Source organism: Marinomonas algarum (assembly GCF_020532605.1).
GTDB lineage: Bacteria > Pseudomonadota > Gammaproteobacteria > Pseudomonadales > Marinomonadaceae > Marinomonas > Marinomonas algarum.
Map to the genome: position 1 here is coordinate 145,248 of NZ_JAJATW010000001.1, position 19,399 is coordinate 164,646.

A 19,399-nucleotide genomic window follows, 5' to 3' on the forward strand; every position below is an offset into this window, starting at 1 on the left:
AAAGTCGAGAGATTGTATACCAACACCAAGGCAAAAGTGCACCTTTACATGAGATGATCTAAAGGCAGAGAGGTTCTATTGAGAATTTTTCGCAACAAAAAGCTGGAGTGCACACCGGTCACACCGGGAATTCGAGTCAATCGGCCCAGTAAGAACTCTTGATAACGATCCATGTCTTCTACTACAACCTCAATTAAATAGTCGGCAGATTGCCCCGTCACCAGATTGCAGGACTTCACTTCTGGGTAAGACTCTAATGTTGACTCAAACAGTTCAAAACGCTCTGGTGTGTGTCGATCCATACTGATTTGAATAAAGACCGTCAGCTTTAACCCTAATTTATTTTGATCCAACAAGGTCACACTGCGATCAATGACACCAGACTCTTCGAGCACCTTAACTCGGCGCAAACAGGGCGATGGCGATAAGCCAACACGATCCGCCAATTCTTGGTTAGTTAAGCTAGAATCTTGCTGTAATTCCTGTAATATTTTTAAATCAATCTTATCAAAGCGCATTTAAACTACCTTATACTGCCAATCTACGAAAGGAATACGCAATATAATGCTATTTGTATTGATTTTTCCACCTAAAAACGCAATCTTTTACCTAACAAAGTCCGCTATGATAGAGACATAGACAATCACTTAACCAAGTGACTCAAATAACAAACAGAGCTTACCCGCTCGACCACATGAATAAGGGAAACACCATGACCGCTTTTGATCACACCAAATATACGCCGTTTAAACCTGTTGCGATAAAAGATCGTACTTGGCCTGACAACGACATTACTCACGCTCCTATCTGGTCGAGTGTCGACCTTCGTGATGGCAACCAAGCCTTGGTTGAGCCAATGACGGTTGAGCAGAAAAAACAATTTTTTGCACTTTTGGTGGACGTTGGCTTTAAAGAAATTGAAGTGGGTTTTCCTGCTGCGTCTCAGTTAGACTTTGACTTTGTTCGCTGGTTAATCGAAGAAAATCAAGTGCCAGACGATGTGTATATTCAAGTATTAACACAAGCCCGCCCTGAGTTAATCGAACGCACCTATAAATCCTTGAAAGGCGCAAAAAAAGCCATCGTTCATGTGTACAACTCCACATCAACGACACAGCGCGAGCAAGTGTTCCGCATGGACAAAGAAGGCGTTAAAAAAATTGCTATTAATGGTGCAAAATGCGTCAAAGAGCACGCTGAAAAACACCCTGAAACAGAGTGGGTCTTTCAATATTCACCTGAAAGCTTCACCGGCACCGAAATGGATTTCGCCGTAGAAGTTGTCGATGCCGTAACCGACGTTTGGCAACCTACACCAGATAACAAAGTTATCATTAACTTGCCAGCAACAGTGGAAGTCTCCACACCAAACCGCTACGCCGATCAAATCGAATACTTCTGCCGCAATGTACAGAAGCGCGACAGCATGCTTGTTAGCCTTCACACCCATAACGACCGTGGTTGTGGCGTGGCAGCAGCAGAGCTTGGCATTATGGCGGGCGCCGATCGCATCGAAGGCACCTTGCTAGGCAACGGCGAACGTACCGGCAATATGGACGTTGTGACCATGGCGATGAACATGTACAGCCAAGGCATTGACCCAAAACTTTCATTGAACGATATGGACCGTATTATCAGTGTGGTTCAAGCCTGCACCTTGTTGCAAGTTCATCCGCGTCACCCCTATGCGGGCGAATTGGTGTTTACCGCGTTCTCTGGCTCTCACCAAGATGCCATTAAGAAGTGCTTGGCCAACCAGACAGACGACAAACCTTGGGACGTGGCGTATTTGCCTATCGACCCTCGTGATGTGGGCCGTAGTTACCAAGAAGTCATTCGTGTGAACAGCCAGTCTGGTAAAGGCGGCATCGCCTACACCCTTGAACAAGAATACGGTTTGGCTTTGCCACGCTGGTTGCAAGTGGAATTCAGCCCCATCGTGCAACAGCTGGCTGAAAAAGACGGTGGCGTCGTCGATGCACAGTCAATGAAAGACTTGTTTGAAAGCAGCTTTATGACAGGCACAACCCCTTATCGATTGGGCAAATACGATCTAACCAAAGACGATGTGGACACGGTTCAAGCGGAATTGGTCACACAAGATGGCACTGTCAAAATTGCCGGTAATGGTAACGGTGCCTTGTCTGCCTTTAGCGAAGCGTTGGGGCAACACTTCAATATGCGTGTCGACATTATTCAATACCAAGAACACGCATTAACAGTGGGCAGTGATTCTCAAGCCATCGCTTATGTTCAAGTCAATATTGATGGTGATCGTTTCAATGGCGTGGCCATTGATACCGACATTGTTTCTTCTTCAATTCAAGCCTTATTAGCGACGGTAAACCAAAAAATCGCCGAAAACGACACAGCTTCTGTTGCCTAGCACTGAACTGACGCATTATTAACGACATTGTCGTTAATAATGCCATAAAAAAACCGATCACAACGTGATCGGTTTTTTTGGTTCTGGTCGATGCTTTGTGAGTCGTTAGTTGTTAACAACAAACCACCTTATTTCGTCCCGTGTTTTTCGCTTCATACAAGGCTCGATCGGCCTGCTTGACCAAAGCAACCTTATCTAGCTGACTGCCTTTTACAAAAACCGTTCCGCCGACGCTAGCCGTCATTTTTATTTCTTCCATACCGTACTGTATTAACCCCGTCATGATTTTTTTGCGGAGGGTGTCCAGTGCTTGAAATGCATCATTTTGATCAACACCCGTCAGAATCAGCCCAAACTCTTCCCCACCAAGACGACCGATCACATCCTCTTCTGTTAGTTGCGCTTTTACACGATCAACAATAGACACCAAAACGGCGTCTCCAGCATCGTGACCGAAGGTATCATTAATGCGTTTGAAATTGTCCAAATCAAACACACCACAGACAAAGGGCACGGCGGTTTTTTGCGTCAAAGCCATCTGCTTATCAAGCGCATCATCAAACGCACGACGACTGGCGACACCGGTTAAATAGTCCACAAACGCCAGCCGCTCCAACACCAAGTTAGTGTCAACCAAACGACGTCTCATATCGGCAATACGTCGCATCGCCAACATTTTCACTGCCAGTATTTTCTGACTGATTGGTTTGGTCAGGTAATCATCACCTCCGGCCAAAATACCTTCTTCAATGTCATCGTCCCTGGCGCTGGCACTCAAGAAGATAATGGGCAACCACTCTTGCTGATGTTGTCTCTGGATATCACGAATCCGCTTCACCGTGTCAAAACCATTCAAACCTGGCATGTTGACGTCCATTAGGATCAGATCTAATTCATCGACGTGTGACATGAACAGATCAATACCCGATTGACCATTATCGGCCTCAAGCACCTCGTAACCCAGTTTAGACAGGTACATTTTTAGAAGCAGTCGATCTGTGTTGGTGTCATCAACAATCAGCACCTTCATAGGTTTTTTACCTTTTCCTGTAACGCTGTTTTCGTTTCAACGTAGCATGTTCGTATGGCATGAAGTTTTTCGGGGAGTAATGTCACACCGCCCTCTCGACTCTCATGTTCCATGTATTGTGCCATGTCCGACAAACGCCATGCTCCCATACTGCGACTGATGGACTTCAAACTGTGCGCTGAATGGCAAATTCCTTCGCTGTCTTTTTCTGCACCAGAAGAAACAAGCGACTCAAAAAAGTCCATAATGCGGTCTGCATCCGCAAAAAATGCATCGACCAAGGTATAAAAATCGTCTTCCAATACGGTTTTCAGTTCCTCCAAAACAGCCTCATCCAACACCACATCTGACAGGTTTTGGAAAACGTGTTGCTCTTGGACTGGCAACCAATTGTCAAGCATTACGATAATCTCCTTTTGATTGAAGGGCTTTGGAATAAGGCCATCACCGCCTGCGCGTGAGACCTCGGTCACTGTTTTAGCCAAAATATCTGCGGTTAAGGCCAATATCGGCACACGCTTGCCCTTTTTTTGCTTCTCTGATTGGCGAATATGTCGCATGGCGGTCAACCCGTCCATAACAGGCATATGCAGATCCATGAGTATTAGATCAGGGTGATGCGCTTCCCATAGCTCAACCCCCATGGCCCCATCTTGCGCCGCAATGACCTCGCAACCTAACTTGGTTAAAATGCCTTGGGCAACGGCCATGTTGGTTTTCATGTCTTCCACCACCAGCACGCGTCCACGATGACCATGCCCACTCGCCGAGCCGCCTAGCATACCCTCAGAAGACAGTGATTCCTGTAAGGCATTGTAACGCGATGGTGGTTGCACAGACGGCAAGGTTGAATGACTCTCAGGCAATGCCAAGGTAACCGTAAAGGTAGAGCCTTTCCCCAACTGACTTTGAAGATGAATCTCACCCTGCATCAAACCAATTAGCTGTTTAGTAATGGCTAACCCCAAGCCCGTACCGCCAAACTTACGGGTGATGGTGCTGTCCGCCTGAGTAAAAGCACTAAATAAAGCTGATTGCGCACTTTCTTCTATGCCGACACCGGTATCTTCCACACGCAATGTGAGCGAGGTGACACCATTATTTTCCGTTGTCCCTTCAACATAGACACTCACATGGCCTTCATGGGTAAACTTGATGGCGTTACCGATCAAATTGGTGGCAATCTGCTTAATTCGGTACACATCGCCGACAAAATATCGCGGGCAATCTTCTTGATACGCCAAACGTAACTCAATTCCCTTCTTCTCTGCTTTGACCGTAAGCAGACAAATCACGTCATAAAGGGCTTTTTCCAGGTCAAAGTCCACGCATTCCATTGACAGCTGGCCGGCTTCAATTTTTGAGAAGTCCAACAAGTCGTTGATCAGCCCTAATAGGCCATTGCCCGACTCTTGCAGAATCTTTAAACGCTCGCTTTGTTCTTCACTTAACGCTGAGCTTGCAAGCAACTCAGCCATGCCGAGCACCCCATTTAACGGCGTACGGATTTCGTGGCTCATGGTGGCTAAGAAATCGCTTTTCGCCTTACTCGCGGCAAGCGCTTGTTCACTTGCTTTACGTAACATAACTTCCGTCTCTTTTTGAGACGTAATGTCTATGTTGACGCCGATAATATACGTGGCGATACCGTCGCTATTAAACATGAGAGAGGCATTGGATTTTAAATAGCGAATCTGGTCGTCTTGACGTGAAATTCTAAAATCCACATCTAACTCATCAATAATCAATGACGAACCTTGCCCCCGCATCTTGACTTGGCACCCCTGCAAATCCGCAATTATGGCCTTAAGCTTGCGCTTCTCTTCTGGGTAAACACTGGCTTCCCAGACTTGCCAAGGCGCTACCTTTTCGTCCGGAGCGACACCGTACAAGCGGTACATCCAGTCATCCCAATCCAAATGCCCCGTCTGTAAATCCAGTTTCCATACACCAATACCGGCTGCATCGGCTGCAATAGAAAGGCGCAAATGGGTATCCAACATTTTTTGCTCAAAAGACAGCCGCTCTCTCACGTCTCGAATGTGCGCAATATACCCGCCTAAACTGCCATCGGGATGACGAATAATGCTACCGATGGTCTCAGCGCAAAAATGCTGGCCCTGCTTATCCTTATAACTCACTCTGTTCCGGTCAAGCACATCACTGCCCGCCATATGATACGCCTGACCCTGACGTACAAAGTCATCATTGTCGGAGTAAAGGATCTCTGAACTTAACTCAACAACATCTTCTAAAACGTAGCCGAAGAGGGAAGTAAAAGCAGGGTTGACCATCTTTATTTTTCGATTGGCGCCCACTAACACCACGGCTTCAGGGGCATTCACAAACAGAGATTCAAACAGGGTTTTTTGTTCAAGTATTGCCTGTTCAGATTGGAGCTGCTCCGTTCTGTCCTGAAAAGAAATCACGGCGCCATCCAATGCACCGGATTCAGAGCGTAACGCGATACAGGTGTACTCACAGGCAAAAGACGTGTCATTGCGACGATAAAAACGCTGACCCGATACCGAACGCGTCTTGCCCGTTTGTAGGGTGTCTTGAATAGGTTGAAGAACGGGTTGAAGAACGGCGGACGGAGTCTGTGTGCTCAAAGTGCTCCCGCCAAGCACGGTGAAAATAGACTGCCCGAGCATATCATCGGGCGCATAACCCAGCATTTGACTTGCCGCTGGATTGGCAAAACGAATACGCCCTTCCAAGTCAACACCAAACAGGCCTTCATGAATGGCTTCTAAAATCAGGCGTTGATGACGTTCGGCTTCTTTTAAACGGCTTTCGTCTTGATGCCGAGTCATTTCATTACCGACCCACTGAGCCAGTAATTTCATAATCTCGTCATCGTCTTCCCCAAAGGCCGCTTCTTTTGGGTCGGGGCTGGAGAAGTTGAGGGTGCCCCAACGCTCTCCCCCCACGTAAATCACAACACCAATATACGCTTCTAAGCCGAAGTTTTGATAACAAGGGTGCTCTTTAATATCACTCAACGCGGTATGAAAATAAGACGTCGGCGCATCGCTTTGCAGAGTATGAACACAGTAAGTATCACCAAGCTCAAACTCAGTGCCCGGCAGCACTTCTCCGTTCGGCGTTTGGCTGTATTCCACCCGATACCGATCCCCCTTGATGGAACTGATCAGACCAAATGGCAAAGAAAACTGCGCCACACCAACTTGAAGGATTTTTTGCAACTTACTGTCTAAGGACAACGTATTGTCTGCCGTCACCTCATGCAGATCTTTGAGTGTTTGTACCGTACGCCTTTGCGTCATCACAATCGACATATTAGCGTGGCTCCTTCTCTGTAAGCGGGTATGGCGTTATTGATGATGAATAAGTCAATTAGGATTTAAGCTTTTCCATTAATACACAGTCTTGAGTCTCGTTGCGACTGGCCTTAATTTTGTCCATAACTTTTTGCGCTGTTTCTTTCTGGCTATCTGGCATGTACTTTGAATCCACGGTTTTTTGCAACCCTTTCAAATAAGTGTCTAATCGTGGCGAACAAAAATCCTCCAACGCAAAGACACTGGTGGACCCAACAAGACAAGCAACACTCAAGGCCAACGCAGACACCGAATTTTTTAAAGACATTCAACACTCCTACTCATAACGAGTGACATACGCACTCAACACAATAAAAAATAAACCCCGTCCACCTTAGAGGTAGTTGGCGCTAAGAGTAAACGGCTGAATCAATCCAAAACCGCATCGCGCCAAGTATACAAAATAAACACGCCTTGATGTGCCGTAAATTAAAGCCTTTTTGATCGCAAAATTTGCCGTCAAAGCATGACATAATCAAGCCATCCTTTTTAAGGTCCGATCAACGCATCACAACAAACAAGAGTAAAGTGATATGAAGAAAGAATACAACAAACTTACCCCAAAAGAAGCCAGTGTCATTCTTGATAAAGGCACAGAGCCTCCTTTTGCTGGCGAATACACAGACACCATGGTGCAAGGCTTGTACGTTTGTCGCCAATGCGATGCCCCTCTTTACACCTCCGAGCACAAGTTTCTTTCTCATTGTGGCTGGCCAAGTTTTGACGACGAGATTCCTGGTGCGGTTACCCGAGTACCAGACGCCGATGGTCGACGAACCGAAATTGTCTGTTCACAATGTCATGGGCACTTGGGTCACGTCTTTGAAGGCGAAAGACTGACAGACAAAAACATACGACATTGTGTCAATTCTATTTCTATGAAATTTGTCAGCTAACATGCGTGATACGCAAAGCGCTCTTGACTGGGCGCTCTTGTTTTTTTACTTATTTTTGTCTTTTTCTACTCTTTAATGACCGACTCAGTCGATAAATTAATAGCTCAAATGAAAAAACGCCACACCAAGGCAATTCCCCCTCTCATAAAAGCACGTAAACCAGAAGAAAAAATATAAATAATTTATTTAAAATCAATAATTTAAATAAAAAAGCCACTCTGCCATTTTAGAGCGCCAAGCCTCTTAATTTTGCCTTGAAATCCATTTGTACACTTAAAACTTTAAGAAGCAACTTTGACATTTGTGCAAGAAATTGACAGTATTATTTTTAATTAAATGATTAATTAACAAAAAAGCACTCACATTACGGTCTTATTGTTCTTTAATCCAAGCGAATTTATTAGCGGAATACACAGTCATGCAAACAGCACTCTATATCAATGGTCGTTACCAAGAAGCCACCTCTGGTGAAACCTTTAACAGCATCAATCCAGCAACCGGAGACGTCCTAGCGGAAGTACAACAAGCCTCTCTCGCTGATGTTGACTCTGCGGTCGAATCGGCCAAAGCGGGCTTTAAGGTGTGGTCATCCATGAGCGGTGTTGAAAGAGGCAGAATATTAATGCGAGCGGTTGCCCTCCTTCGAGAGCGGAATGATGAACTGGCGCTTTTAGAAGTGCTGGACACGGGCAAACCCTTACAAGAAGCCAACTGCGTTGATATCGTCACGGGCGCAGATGTCATTGAATATTACGCCGGTCTGGCTCCAACATTGCACGGACAACAGCAAGATCTAGGCGGCAATAACTTTTTTTACAGTCGCCGTGAACCCCTTGGCATCTGCGCAGGCATTGGTGCTTGGAACTATCCGATTCAAATTGCCATGTGGAAATCAGGCCCTGCCCTTGCAGCCGGCAATTGCATGATCTTTAAACCTTCAGAGGAAACCCCTCTGAGTGTTCTGAAACTCGCTGAAATATTCACCGAAGCGGGCTTACCTGATGGTGTTTTTAACGTAGTACAAGGTGACTATCGCGTGGGTCAAGCCCTATCCCGTCATCCAGAAATCGCCAAAGTCTCTTTTACCGGTGAATGCGGTACCGGAAAAAAAGTCATGGCCGATGCCGCCGGTTCATTAAAAGAAGTGACAATGGAGCTGGGGGGCAAATCTCCTTTAATCGTCTTCGAAGATGCTGACATTGATAACGCCGTCTCCGGAGCCATGTTGGCCAATTTTTATACTCAAGGCGAAGTATGTACAAACGGCACTCGAGTCTTTGTTCATGACGCCATCTACGATGAGTTTGTGCAAAAGATCGTTGAACGTACTAAAAAAATGATCATTGGTGACCCAACGGATTTAGACACCCAAGTAGGCGCACTCATTTCAGCAGAACACCTAGGAAAAGTATTGTCTGCCATAGATGACGCAAAAGCCGCCGGCGCTCGCTTGGCATGCGGTGGAGAGCGGGTTACAGACCATCCTTTCGACAAGGGCTTCTTCGTACAGCCAACGGTTTTTGTCGACTGCACCGACGATATGCCGAATGTGAAAGAAGAGATCTTTGGGCCAGTTATGTCCATTCTACGCTTCAGCGACGAAGAAGAAGTCATTCAGCGAGCCAATGATACCGAGTATGGTTTGGCTGCCGGGTTATTTTCAACCGACTTCTCGCGCGCTCATCGTGTTATTGCACGTCTCCAAGCGGGCATTTGCTGGATCAATACTTGGGGCGCCTCTCCTGCAGAAATGCCCGTCGGCGGTTACAAGCAATCGGGCATCGGTCGTGAAAACGGCATGGAAACGCTGAATCATTACACTCAAGTCAAAAGCGTTTATGTAGAACTGGGCAACGTTGAGTGTCCTTACCAGTAACCTTTGACGATGGGCGATCTAAAAATGTCAGATAAAAATACTTACGATTACATCATCATTGGTGCTGGTTCAGCGGGCTGCGTCTTGGCTAACCGCCTTACCGAAGACGGCAAACACACGGTTTTACTGTTAGAAGCGGGTGGCAGCGACAAAAGTCTGTTTATTCAGATGCCAACTGCCCTTTCTTATCCCATGAATACGCCAAAATACGCTTGGCAATTTCATAGCGAAAAGGAACCCTTTTTAGATTATCGCGCCATGCACTGCCCTAGAGGCAAGGTATTGGGCGGCGGGTCTTCGATTAATGGCATGGTGTATGTGCGTGGGCATGCCTGTGATTTTGATGAATGGCAAGAACACGGCGCACACGGCTGGAGCTATCAGGACTGTCTGCCCTATTTTAAGAAGGCAGAAAGTTGGGACAAAGGGGGCGACGAATACAGAGGGAGCAATGGCCCTCTGGCCACTTGCAATGGCAATGACATGGCACTCAATCCGCTTTATCAGGCCTTCATTAATGCAGGTAAAGACGCAGGCTACCCGACAACCGAAGACTATAACGGCTTCCGTCAGGAAGGGTTTGGCGCCATGCACATGACCGTAAAAAATGGTGTGCGTGCCTCCACCTCTAATGCCTACTTACGCGATGCATTGAAACGCCCGAACCTGACACTGTTAAGCGGCGTATTGACGCGAAAAGTGCTGTTAGACGGCAAGCAAGCTGTTGGTGTGCAATACGAGCAAAACGGCCAAGTCAATGAAGTGTTGGCTAACAAAGAAGTCATTTCAGCCGCGGGTTCCATTGGCTCGCCACAACTTTTACAACTGTCAGGCATCGGCCCTGAAGACGTTCTGCAATCCGCAGGTGTGCCGGTTGTCCAGCATTTGCCAGGGGTCGGAGAAAATCTACAAGATCACTTAGAAGTCTATTTTCAATACCATTGTAAACAACCCATCACCCTAAACAGTAAGCTTAACCTGGTCAGTAAAGGCCTTATTGGCTCACGCTGGATGATGTTTAAGAGCGGACTGGGCGCCACCAACCACTTTGAATCTTGCGGCTTTATTCGCTCAAGAGCCAATATAAAATGGCCGAATATTCAATACCATTTTTTACCCGCGGCGATGCGCTATGACGGCGGAAAAGCCATTGATGGGCATGGTTTTCAGGTTCACGTAGGACCGAATAAACCACAAAGCCGTGGGCGCGTCTGGATTACCTCTTCGGACCCTAAAACCTTTCCCAAAATTTTATTCAACTACATTGGTACACCGCAAGATAAGCAAGATTGGCGCGACACCATCCGTCTTACGCGCGAATTGCTCAACCAACCGGCTATGGATGCGTTTCGAGGTGAAGAAATTCAACCAGGCACACAGATAACGTCCGATGAAGCAATCGACCAGTGGGTTCGTGAGAATGTTGAAAGCGCGTATCACCCTTCTTGCACTTGTAAGATGGGCAGCGATGACGACGCCATGGCGGTTGTCGATAACCAATGCCGTGTAAGAGGGATCAAACACCTTCGTATCGTCGACTCTTCTGTTTTCCCAACCATTCCAAACGGCAACCTCAATGCGCCAACGATTATGGTGGCCGAAAAAGCCGCAGACATGATTTTAGGCAAGCCCGCTTTAGAAAAGACCGATGTTGACATCTGGATTGATGACCAATGGCAAAGTCGACAACGCCTAGGCAAGCCCAAACGTGCTTTAGGCAAACCACTTGAACAAACGCAATCAGAATCGTAAGCACCACACGATAAAACACTATTTTAATAAAAGGACAGTGACATGACATCACGACAGGAAAAAAACACACTCATTCGCCCTAAACTAGCACGCTTAACCTGTATGGTTGGCCTCACCGTCGCGACCAGCTTGGCCGCGCCTGCCGCGTTCGCGGAACAATGCAGCACCGTGCGCTTCTCTGACGTAGGCTGGACTGACATTACCGCAACAACCGCCGTTGCGACGGAATTGGTTAATGGCATGGGGTATCAATCTTCCACACAGCTTCTTTCAGTGCCGGTTACGTATACCTCTCTTTCAAATGGAGACATCGACGTATTCCTAGGTAACTGGATGCCAACAATGGAAGCCGACATCGCCAAATACCGAGAAAATGGCACGGTTGAAACGGTTCGCGCGAACCTTGAAGGTGCAAAATATACCCTCGCCGTGCCTCAATATGCTTATGATGCTGGCTTAAAAAGCTTCGCTGACATCGCTAAATTTAAAGGCGAACTGAAAAATCGTATCTATGGCATCGAGCCTGGTAACGACGGCAACCGTCTTATTCAAAGCATGATTGACGACAACGCTTTTGGTCTTAAAGGCTTCAAATTGGTTGAATCCAGTGAGGCGGGTATGATTTCTCAGGTTTCACGTTCGGCTAAACGTGAGCAGTGGGTTGTCTTCTTAGGTTGGGCTCCTCATCCAATGAATGCCAATATAGACATGACTTACCTATCGGGTGGTGATGACTTTTTTGGCCCTAATTATGGTGGCGCCAGTGTTCATACAAACGTACGAAAAAACTACACGCAAGAATGCCCGAACGTTGGAACTTTGTTGAAAAACTTGTCTTTTTCTTTAGAAATGGAGAACGAGATTATGGGTTCTATTCTTAATGACGGCATGAAACCAAAAGTTGCCGCTCGCACTTGGTTACAAGCAAATCCAGAGGCATTAAACGACTGGCTTGAAGGCGTTACAACGAAAAACGGCGACGCAGCATTGCCAGCAGTTCGCAACTATCTTGACCTTTAATTCAATCTAGAGATCTCATTCAATACTCCAATATTCAGTGCATTTGCACTGTTTATTGGATATCTACGTGTAAAAAAAGGCCATTCTATGAATTGGATTACAGAACATAAAATACCCCTCGGTGATTGGACAGAAGCGTTTATTGATTGGTTAACATTTAATGCTGCAGGTTTTTTCGATGCTATTTCTCTTTCCTTAGAGTGGGTTATTCTCACGGTTGTTGAACTGTTCCAGTGGCTTCCTCCTTACGTTCCTATGATTATGACGGCCGCCATTGCTTGGGCCCTGCATCGCAGTCTCTCTTTGGTCATCTTTGTGGTTGTCGCTTTATTACTCATCCTGAATTTGGGTTACTGGCAAGAGATGATTGAAACCTTTGTCTTGGTATTAACCGCCACCACACTGTCGGTAGTAATGGGGGTTCCGATTGGTATTTTGGCGGCCCATAAACCAAAGCTATACACCTTCATGCGCCCTGTGCTCGATATGATGCAAACCATTCCCACCTTCGTCTACCTTATACCGACCTTAGTGTTGTTTGGTTTAGGGGTTGTGCCCGGCCTTATTTCCACCATTATCTTCGCCATCGCTGCGCCCATTCGCTTGACCTATCTTGGTATCAGCAAAGTGCCTGACAACCTCATTGAAGCCGGTAAAGCCTTTGGCGCGACACCGTCAAAACTGCTTTTTAAGGTCGAACTACCCGCCGCCATGCCCAGCATTATGGCCGGAATCACCCAGTGCATCATGCTGTCCTTGTCCATGGTAGTCATAGCCGCACTCGTGGGCGCAGATGGCCTCGGCAAACCCGTTATCCGCGCACTCAACACGGTCAATATTTCTCAAGGTTTTGAAGCCGGACTCGCTATTGTGCTGGTTGCCATCATTCTTGATCGTATCTTTAAAAAACCCGGCGCCAAAGAGGAAGGTTAATCATGTCCGCTATTAGTATTCGTAACCTTGATGTTGTATTCGGAGATCAACCGGATAACAGCCTTTCGTTGTTGGACCAAGGTAAAAACCGTCAAGAAATCATTGATTTAGGAGGCAACGTTGTCGGTGTGCACAATGCCAATCTGAATGTCGCCGAAGGTGAGATTTGCGTCCTAATGGGGTTGTCTGGCTCAGGCAAATCCAGCCTTCTTAGGGCGGTGAATGGATTGAACCCCGTGACCCGAGGAGAACTCTTAGTTCGTGACGGGGATGCCATGGTCGATATCGGCTCTTGTGATGATGCCACATTACGCAGTATGCGCACGCGTCGTATTTCTATGGTGTTTCAGAATTTCGCCCTCATGCCTTGGTTAACGGTTCTTGATAACGTGGCTTTTGGTCTAGAGATGCAAGGCATGGGTAGAAAAGAACGCCTCGAAAAGGCAATGGAAAAGCTTGAAATGGTGGGGTTGAATGAATGGGCCGACAAATTCGCCCATGAGCTGTCTGGCGGGATGCAACAGCGCGTTGGTTTGGCCAGAGCGTTCGCCATGGATACGGACATATTGCTAATGGATGAACCCTTTTCAGCGCTAGACCCTTTGATTCGCAGCCAATTGCAAGATGAGTTGATCGAACTACAGCAACGCCTTAATAAAACGATCTTATTTGTCAGTCATGACCTTGATGAAGCGCTCAAAATCGGCACTAACATCGCGATTATGGAGTCAGCCAAGATCATTCAACATGGCAGCCCTGAAGAGATCGTGCTCAATCCTACCAACGAATACGTTGCGCAATTTGTTGCCCATACCAACCCACTTAATGTGCTAAAAGGCCGTTCGTTAATGACAGAAACGAACCAACTTACGCAAGAGAATGGCACACTCGTGTTGGATTCGAATAATCAGACGTTCTTAACGACAGACTCTGCTGGCCAAGTACAGTCTGCTACGCAGCAAGGGACATCAATTCGCCTCTGCCAATGGCAAGACGGCGAAGACATTAATCAACTGCCAACGGATTCGTTCGCCATGGCAAATCCTGATATCTCTATGCGTCATGCCATCGAAATACGTTACCGTACAGGCCATCCTGTTCTTTTGGTTGAAAATGGGACGCTAGTGGGGGTTCTAGGCGATAAAAACTTTTATTACGCCCTACTCGGAAAGCATTTTACAACGGAGCAAACAGAGAACGCTTAGATAACTGTGTGCGACATTAATGGCAATAACTGCAACGCCAACAACAGCGCAAAATTAATATCGCACACCTTTATAATCAGACTAGGCTAACTGCAATTCTAAATAGTTTGTCACCATTTGTTGCGCTAACTCTGTATTAATCCCTTCTGGTGACAGCGCACCTCTTAGCCAAATACCATCAATCAGCGCAGCAATACCTTGTGCGACAAATAAGGCTTTTTCAGCCGGTAGCAATTTTTTCAACTCTAACAAGAGGTGTGATAACAAACGCTTTTCATTCACTCGCTGCAATCGAAAGAGCGCTTCATCGTGCATTGATTGAGACCAGAAGGCTAACCAAGTCTTAACCACCTTATTTTCAACCTGATTCTGAGAAAAATTACCGCCCACTATCGCTTCAATACGCAAAACGGGATTGTCTGGTCCAGCCGCTCTTAAACGGCTTTTCACGCCTTCAGAAAGTTGCTGCAAAACCGATCGCATTGTCGCTTCGAGAAGACCGCTCTTCCCTCCGAAATAATGGTTAATAATGGCCGGTGATACGCCAGCATAGCTGCTTATCATCACCACACTCGCTTTTTGCAAGCCCACCGCATTTATCGCTTCCATTGTAGCGTCAATTAATTGCGGCTTTCTGATTTCAGGCATTCCGATCTTAGGCATTTAATGTGATCCATAAACATAAATGAATTGTTAAATCAAAGTGCACCTATGGCACTAAACTGTCAACCCCTCACGCCACGTTCCTAGCAGGAGCGTAAATGTAGAACTTGGCTTATCAGCAAAAATTTAAACTGTTTTACAGTAAATGAAATGGTATTTATTAGAGGTAGGAAGAATTGAATATATAAAATGGGGAGATAATAGGTGGCATCTCTACCAGCCGCACCTCGGCACACAAGGCCACCGCTGTGGCTGCTTCCTTCCGGACCTGACCAGATTAACGGTTTATTGTTGCGAGGGGACCAGCAGAGACACCATAAAGGAGGTCTCGTTGACCTTGGTGCGCAATTATACGCAGCCAATCCGAAATATCAACCGCCTTTCTTACGTATTTTCAATTACTTAAAAAATTGTTGGATAATCTCTTGGCATTTGTCTCGTTACCTTTTCTTTGATGCTAGGTCGGCTTAGGCATTTAAGTTAAGATATTCTCTTACTTACACATAGGGAAACAGCATGAGTTTAAAAGCGTACGAAAACCTTGCCAAAGGCGAAACATTGTCTCTTGATACCGTATTGGCCAATTTAAAAACCGATGAGCATGGCTTGGTTGCGGCCATCGCACAGCAACACGATACCGGCGAAGTGCTGATGCTGGCTTACATGAATGAAAAGTCCATTCGAGAAACCCTAGAAACAGGTCAAGTGTGCTACTGGTCTCGTTCCCGTCAAACCTACTGGCGTAAGGGAGAAAGCTCAGGGCACAGGCAGACCTTGGTGTCTTTGTCTTTTGACTGCGATGGTGATGCCATTTTACTGAAAGTCGATCAACAAGGCCCTGCCTGTCACACCAATCGACGCGATTGCTTCTTTTTTACGGTAGATGGCGATCAAGTGGTCATCCGCACTGCCCCTACGCATTAGAGCGGATAGGCAAACACTGTAAAAAGGGAGTATGCTCATTTCATTAAACATCGCTGACTTGCGAGGAGAAAATCATGTGTCGTTGGATGGCGTATCAAGGCCTGCCCGTTTACCTTGAATCGTTGCTTTTTAAACAGGAGCACTCGTTAATACATCAAAGCCTAAGCGCCAGAAAATCTTCTGTTACCGTCAACGCCGATGGCTTTGGGCTTGGTTGGTATGACGAGCGGGAAGAACCTGGTCTTTACCATGAAATCCTCCCCGCTTGGAGCGACAGCAATTTAAAAAGTCTCGCGAAGCACATCAAGAGCGGGTTGTTCTTTGCTCATGTTCGAGCCTCAACCGGCACGGAAACCAGCCGAGCAAACTGCCATCCTTTTGGCTATAAAAATTGGTTATTTATGCATAATGGCCAGATTGGGGGCTATGAAGCACTGCGCTGGCAACTGGATAGACTGATACCAGAGCACCTCTATCAAGAACGCAAAGGTGCCACCGACTCCGAACTCATCTTTCTATTGATGATCGCAAACGGTTTAGAAACACATGCCGAGCAAGCCATTCGCGTCACTCTTTTGCAAATTCTCGACCTAATGAAAGACAAAAATATCGACGAACCGTTTCGTTTTACTTCTGTTTTTTCCGATGGAAAACGCATCATTGCGGTTCGCTTTTCTAGCGACGACAAAGCCCCGAGCCTTTATGCAAAGCAATTTGATGACCACATCGTGATTGGTTCAGAGCCACTGGATCACCGAACTGACAGCTGGACACTGGTGCCCGCAGGGCATATCGCCTACCTAGAAAACAATCACTATCACACACACGCGTTATTCGATTAACCGCCATACGCAGCACTAAGGACAGTTCGATTGCTCTTTTTATTAAAACACGGGATAAACACCCTCACCGGGTGGTTCGTACTGGCCACGTTGGTGCTGTATTTGGGCTCAGCCTTTGACTACCTTTCTGTGCTATGGCCAACACTGGCGGCATGGATTGCCAACATGGCCATGTGGCGAACCCTCGCCCCAAGCGCAAAACGCCAAGTGGGTTGGTTAATGGGCATTGGCCTTGCGGCACTTTCATTTGCCGCCTTTAAGGGAAACTGGATGACATGGGAAAAAATCTTTGCCGTCAACATCCCCATGCTTGCGATGTTTGTTGCTGTGTCTTTTTTGGATTTAACCAACGCAACGGATCAAGATCGCAGCTTACCAAAAGGCTTGCACGCTATTTTAAACACCGCCGTCGGTGTGCAAGTGCTGGGCGCTGTTATTAACCTATCGGCCATCATGGTTTTTGCTGATCGCATGAAAGGAGCAAAAAAGCTCACCTCTACACAACAATTTGTTTTAACACGAAATTTTTCTGCCGCCGCTTGGTGGTCACCTTTTTTCGTCGCAACAGGCGTTGCCTTGATCTATGCGCCCGGCATGGAATGGCAGAAAACCCTGATACCGGGCTTAGTCATGGGACTCATTACCGCGATACTTTCCAGTGCCGAAGCCTATCAAAAAACCAAAGGCGACTTTGAGGGCTACCCGATTCGTCGAGAAAGCTTGCTTACGCCTTTATTTTTGGCGGTGTCCGTCATTGTTGGACACTTCATTTGGCCAGACATCAGTATCCTAGTATTAATTTGCCTATTGGCGCCTGGCGCAACCTTGCTTCTGATGAAGGCCCCTTCTCGAAAAGACCGCTTGCAACGCTTCGTTCATGACAAACTGCCTCGAATTGGCAGCCAATTTTCGTTGTTCCTTGCCGCCGGACTGTTTTCAAGCGGCATTAGCGCCGTCATCATGAGCTACCCTGAACTCTTTAACCTGGATAACTTCACCTTTAGTCCCGTCATGTTTGCATTGATTTTAGCGGGCATGATTTTAATGAGCCTAATTGGCGTACACCCTATTGTCACTATTGCCATCGTTAGTCCGATGTTGCTGCCCTTATCGCCAAATCCGACGTCTCTAGGATTTTTATTTCTCAGTGCTTGGGCTATTTCCGCGGGGAGCAGTGGCTTAACAGGGGTTGGGGTCTTTATGACAAGTCGTTATCAGATACCCGCTAAAACCATTGTCAAAAACAGCGCCTTTCACGCCGTATTAATGTGGCTACTGTGCTCAATCATAAATAGTGTATTTTTATGATTAAATTTACTTAAAAAGAAGTACACGCTAAATACTTGCCCTTTTGCAACATAAAACCTGTTATATTAACTTTCCTTAATATTGAACTTTATCGCTCCATTCACCACTAAATACGCGATAAAAGCCATTTCAATAATACAAGAGACACCTCAGGGATTAATGATGAAGAAAGACAGCAAAGTATTAATCATCGGCGGCGGTTTTGCCGGTGCTCGTGTTGCTCAAGATCTTGCAAAAGCAGGGTTTAACCATGTCACACTGGTTGATAAAAAAGACTATTTTGAAGTGACTTACGCCGCACTAAGAACCCTCGCACAACCTGAACTTGGATTACGCTCAAGACTGCCTTATGCCAAGTTTATTCAGGGTCACTTTCATCAAGGTGAAGTCGCGACTCTTGCACCAAACCACGCAGAACTGACAGACGGCAGCAGATTGGAATTTGATGTGGCCGTCATTGCCAGCGGCTCTTCATACGCTTCCTTACCCCTTGCAAAATCTCAACAGGCGATGCAACTTTCTGAGCGAGAAATCGAATTAATCGATGCCAACCAAACGCTGGTACAAGCTAATAACGTTCTTATTATTGGCGGCGGCATTGTCGGTGTTGAGTTGGCCGGAGAAATAGCCGACCACCACCCTGATAAAAAAGTGACCTTGGTGCACGGCGGAGCACGCCTTGTCCCAGAGCTAAGCGAGAAAGCCGCTAAAGTCGCCGACAAGCAGCTGCGCAAACTCGGCGTTCACCTTATTTATAACAAACGCCTGACGGATCAAGACCCACTCTTAGATCAAGCCAACCTAGTATACACCTGCGCAGGCGTCACACCGAACACAGACATCATGAGTCAGCATTTCGGTCATACACTGGACGACCAGAGCCGCCTAAAAGTCGACGGTCATTTTCGCGTGGAAGGCACCCAACATCTTTTTGCCCTAGGTGATTGCGCCAATGTGCCAGAAGGCAAATTGGGCTACCTTGCTGATCAGCAAGCGAATGCTCTTGCCAAAACACTGATTGCACTCAGCGACAGCAAAAGCCCAAAAGCATACAAACCCAACCCAATGATGGCGCTTGTTCCCGTCGGCCAACAACAGGGCTTAGTGCAACTGCCCTTTATGGTAACGACAATGAATTTGATGGTGAACATGAAGCAAAAAGACATGTTTATTTTGAAATCGTACAAAAACCTACGAGCGCATTAATTCACACCTGAACA

16 protein-coding genes and 1 other RNA gene are annotated in these 19,399 nt (G+C 46.6%); 11 read left to right on the forward strand and 6 right to left on the reverse strand.

Features of this window, described 5'->3' with window-relative positions:
• Positions 1–44: 44 nt before the first annotated feature.
• On the reverse strand, positions 45–518 hold the full coding sequence (locus tag LG368_RS00715; RefSeq protein WP_226752817.1) for an Lrp/AsnC family transcriptional regulator: 474 nt from the start codon (positions 516–518) through the stop codon (positions 45–47).
• Positions 519–712: 194 nt separating this feature from the next.
• Here LG368_RS00715 and leuA point away from each other — a divergent pair, with 194 nt between their 5' ends.
• Positions 713–2,386, forward strand: coding sequence for a 2-isopropylmalate synthase (gene leuA / locus LG368_RS00720; protein ID WP_226752818.1), 1,674 nt, complete (start codon positions 713–715; stop codon positions 2,384–2,386).
• A 112-nt stretch (positions 2,387–2,498) separates the two neighbouring features.
• On the opposite strand, the gene LG368_RS00725 is transcribed toward leuA, so the two are convergent.
• The 3 genes from LG368_RS00725 to LG368_RS00735 are packed head-to-tail and all read right to left on the reverse strand — an operon-like array spanning position 2,499 to position 7,028.
• The gene (locus LG368_RS00725) at positions 2,499–3,416 is read right to left on the reverse strand and encodes a GGDEF domain-containing response regulator (RefSeq protein ID WP_226752819.1); all 918 of its coding nucleotides are present in this window, start codon (positions 3,414–3,416) and stop codon (positions 2,499–2,501) included.
• On the reverse strand, positions 3,413–6,718 hold the full coding sequence (locus LG368_RS00730) for a PAS domain S-box protein (protein WP_226752820.1): 3,306 nt from the start codon (positions 6,716–6,718) through the stop codon (positions 3,413–3,415). Before LG368_RS00730 ends, LG368_RS00725 begins: the two co-directional genes overlap by 4 nt.
• 58 nt (positions 6,719–6,776) lie before the next feature.
• Entirely contained in the window at positions 6,777–7,028 is a 252-nt protein-coding gene (locus LG368_RS00735; protein WP_226752821.1) for a hypothetical protein, read from the reverse strand.
• Between the two features lie 265 nt (positions 7,029–7,293).
• Between LG368_RS00735 and LG368_RS00740 the strand changes: the two genes are divergently transcribed.
• From LG368_RS00740 to choV, 6 genes are all read left to right on the forward strand, one after another.
• The gene (locus tag LG368_RS00740; RefSeq protein ID WP_226752822.1) at positions 7,294–7,656 is read left to right on the forward strand and encodes a methionine-R-sulfoxide reductase; all 363 of its coding nucleotides are present in this window, start codon (positions 7,294–7,296) and stop codon (positions 7,654–7,656) included.
• A 418-nt stretch (positions 7,657–8,074) separates the two neighbouring features.
• Complete coding sequence (gene betB / locus LG368_RS00745) at positions 8,075–9,532, forward strand: betaine-aldehyde dehydrogenase (protein ID WP_226752823.1); 1,458 nt, start codon at positions 8,075–8,077, stop codon at positions 9,530–9,532.
• Between the two features lie 24 nt (positions 9,533–9,556).
• The gene (gene betA / locus LG368_RS00750) at positions 9,557–11,284 is read left to right on the forward strand and encodes a choline dehydrogenase (protein ID WP_226752824.1); all 1,728 of its coding nucleotides are present in this window, start codon (positions 9,557–9,559) and stop codon (positions 11,282–11,284) included.
• 102 nt (positions 11,285–11,386) lie between these two features.
• Positions 11,387–12,304 (forward strand): choline ABC transporter substrate-binding protein, encoded by a 918-nt coding sequence (locus LG368_RS00755; protein WP_226753018.1) that lies wholly within the window; start codon positions 11,387–11,389, stop codon positions 12,302–12,304.
• Positions 12,305–12,391: 87 nt separating this feature from the next.
• A complete protein-coding gene (gene choW / locus LG368_RS00760) occupies positions 12,392–13,237 on the forward strand; it encodes a choline ABC transporter permease subunit (RefSeq protein ID WP_226752825.1) in 846 nt (281 codons plus the stop codon).
• A 2-nt stretch (positions 13,238–13,239) separates the two neighbouring features.
• Entirely contained in the window at positions 13,240–14,442 is a 1,203-nt protein-coding gene (choV, locus tag LG368_RS00765; protein ID WP_226752826.1) for a choline ABC transporter ATP-binding protein, read from the forward strand.
• An 81-nt stretch (positions 14,443–14,523) separates the two neighbouring features.
• On the opposite strand, the gene betI is transcribed toward choV, so the two are convergent.
• Positions 14,524–15,105 (reverse strand): transcriptional regulator BetI, encoded by a 582-nt coding sequence (betI, locus tag LG368_RS00770; RefSeq protein ID WP_226752827.1) that lies wholly within the window; start codon positions 15,103–15,105, stop codon positions 14,524–14,526.
• A 211-nt stretch (positions 15,106–15,316) separates the two neighbouring features.
• Positions 15,317–15,413, reverse strand: an RNA gene (ffs, locus tag LG368_RS00775) — signal recognition particle sRNA small type.
• A 208-nt stretch (positions 15,414–15,621) separates the two neighbouring features.
• Between ffs and hisI the strand changes: the two genes are divergently transcribed.
• The 4 genes from hisI (at position 15,622) to LG368_RS00795 (ending at position 19,385) form a co-directional block, all read left to right on the forward strand.
• Entirely contained in the window at positions 15,622–16,029 is a 408-nt protein-coding gene (hisI, locus tag LG368_RS00780; protein ID WP_226752828.1) for a phosphoribosyl-AMP cyclohydrolase, read from the forward strand.
• 74 nt (positions 16,030–16,103) lie between these two features.
• Positions 16,104–16,871: a class II glutamine amidotransferase gene (locus tag LG368_RS00785; RefSeq protein ID WP_226752829.1), complete on the forward strand. Its 768-nt coding sequence runs from the start codon at positions 16,104–16,106 to the stop codon at positions 16,869–16,871.
• A gap of 30 nt (positions 16,872–16,901) precedes the next feature.
• Positions 16,902–18,179: a hypothetical protein gene (locus LG368_RS00790; protein WP_226752830.1), complete on the forward strand. Its 1,278-nt coding sequence runs from the start codon at positions 16,902–16,904 to the stop codon at positions 18,177–18,179.
• 159 nt (positions 18,180–18,338) lie between these two features.
• Positions 18,339–19,385, forward strand: coding sequence for an NAD(P)/FAD-dependent oxidoreductase (locus tag LG368_RS00795; RefSeq protein WP_226752831.1), 1,047 nt, complete (start codon positions 18,339–18,341; stop codon positions 19,383–19,385).
• The last annotated feature ends 14 nt before the right edge of the window (positions 19,386–19,399 follow it).